The following is an 898-nucleotide window of genomic DNA, read 5'->3' as shown; positions in this document are numbered from 1 at the left end:
CCTCGCGCTCCGGGGGCGCCGTGTCGGCGAGCGCCGCCTCGGCGAAGGCGGCATGGCTCGCGAGCGCGCGCCGGAGCTCCTTGCGGACCTGGTCCGGCTCCCAGATCGGCCAGAGCAGCAGGCAGCTCACCACGGCGATCAGCCCGCCAAGGATGGTGAACAGCGCGCGCATGCCGACCACCTCCCAGGAGGAGTGGCCGGGGGTGATCACCTCGATCAGCAGCACGATCAACGGGGTGAGGCAGGCGACGAAGAAGCCGTAGCTCACCTGGCGCGCGGCGAATCCGACGATGCTCAGCGGCAGGATCAGCGCGATCTGCATCAGCGGCGTCGTCGCCATCTGCGCCAGCAGCGCGCCGACGAGGCCGCCGAGCACGGTGCCGCCGATCCGCTCCAGCGCCCGCTGCCAGGTCGCCGCGTAGAACGGCTGCATCGTCAGCACCACGGTCATCACCAGCCAGTGCGAGAACGGGCCGGCCCAGATCAGCGTCGCCGCCAGCGCCGGCGCGCAGACGGCGCTGGCGCGCACCGCGTGGCGGAGGTTGGCCGAGGCCAGGGTGAAGTTGGTGCGCAGCGGCCCGAAGAACCGCGTCCGCCAACCGAGGCTGCCGCCGTCGGCGAGCGCGCCGCCGGGGCGGTAGCCCTCCGGCGTCGAGAGCTTGGCGCCGATCCGGACCCGCTCGACGATCCGCTCGGCCAGGCGCGCGAGGATCGGCGTCGCCTCCAATCCCGCGGTGGCTCGCTCGATCGCCGGCTCCAGGCGCGGCAGGTCGAGGTCGGCGTCGTCGCGGATCGCGCGGGCGATGGCGATCAGCAGCGGGCGCAGGCGCCGCAGGAACAGCTTGGCGGCCGCGCGCCGGTGCGGCTCGGGCGCGCTCTCGATCAGCTCGGCGATTCC

1 protein-coding gene is annotated in these 898 nt (G+C 73.9%); it reads right to left on the bottom strand.

Annotated features, from left to right (window positions below):
- Window positions 1-898, bottom strand: an 898-nt coding sequence (locus FV222_RS27595) for an FUSC family protein (protein WP_187277513.1), incomplete at both ends; no start/stop codon positions are given.

Origin of the sequence: Methylobacterium sp. WL103, from assembly GCF_008039885.1 — a bacterium.
GTDB classification, from domain to species: domain Bacteria; phylum Pseudomonadota; class Alphaproteobacteria; order Rhizobiales; family Beijerinckiaceae; genus Methylobacterium; species Methylobacterium cerastii.
Note: the sequence above shows the minus strand (reverse complement) of the source record. Positions and strands in the feature narration are given on the sequence as shown.